The sequence below is a fragment of the Aeromonas salmonicida subsp. salmonicida genome (assembly GCF_001643305.1).
GTDB classification, from domain to species: domain Bacteria; phylum Pseudomonadota; class Gammaproteobacteria; order Enterobacterales; family Aeromonadaceae; genus Aeromonas; species Aeromonas salmonicida.
This window is the reverse complement of record NZ_LSGW01000107.1, coordinates 1-1,018: the sequence shown is the minus strand read 5'-3', so window position 1 is coordinate 1,018 and position 1,018 is coordinate 1. Positions and strand designations below refer to the sequence as shown.

At 51.8% G+C, this 1,018-nt stretch carries 1 protein-coding gene; it reads right to left on the bottom strand.

What is annotated here, in order from left to right; translation table 11 throughout:
• Positions 1 to 21 precede the first annotated feature (21 nt).
• Positions 22 to 1,018: IS630-like element ISAhy2 family transposase (locus AXW79_RS20035; protein WP_211271116.1), on the bottom strand; the 997-nt coding region annotated here is incomplete at its 5' end.

Here is a 1,018-nt window from a genome sequence, read left to right as displayed (position 1 = left end):
AAATAACTGATCCTAATAGTGCTACACCTTCGCTGTGCCATAGCCATTCCCGGGGAAAGGAGACACGGTATCCATGAAGTATTTCACTCGAGCCAGCAGGTTGGCCATCCCTCTGCATTGATGATTGCGCGTGATGGTTTCATGTAACTTGTGCCACAGCCGTTCGATGTGATTAACCCAAGGACTGTAAACTGGCTGGAATACCAGGCAGAACTTGGGGTTCTTCTTCAACCATCGCTCGGTCTGTTTGCTTTTGTGAATGATGTAGTTATCGAGGATCAGCGTGATGGTTTTGGCTCGTCGGTAGTGGTGGCGCAGCTTTTCCAGCATGGCGATAAACAGCGATGAGTTTTTCTTTATCCCGCTGACGTAAAGCACTCTTCCGTTGCCTGCATGAAGAACGCCTGCCAGGTAATGCTTGGCATTCTGCCCCGGAGTGACAACCCGCTTTTGTTGCGCTCTGAACATCCAGTCGGCCCCTAATTTGGGATTGAGGTCTATATCGACTTCATCCTCATAAAACACCGGATTATCTGCATTACAACGGGCCAGCGCGGCGTCGATATTCGCCATTTTCTCCTGATAGGCCGGGTCTTTTATCCGCAAGGTCGGCACGGGCCTGCGCCAGACAATCCCCATACGAGGTAACCATCGACGAAGTGTGGAGGCGGCCACATTGAGCCCTGTTAACCGATTGATTTTGATAGCCAATAGTTCGGTACACCAACGGCTGCGCTGATAACCAAAATCTTGCGGAGAAAACTGCATGAGCAGCACCAGTAAGGTGACCATCTTGGCGATAGGTAAAACTGGGGCACGGCCAGCCGGTAAGGCTTCTAGCGCATCTATGCCTTCATCTCGATACCACCGAAGCCAACGACCGATGGTCGAGCGCGCAGCGCCGGTAAGGTGATGAACATCGGTGACCGTACGTCCTTCATGTAACAGCAAGATGGCCATCAAGCGACGAGCATGTCCTTTATCACGGGTGGCATGGATGATTTTGTGAATGCGGCGC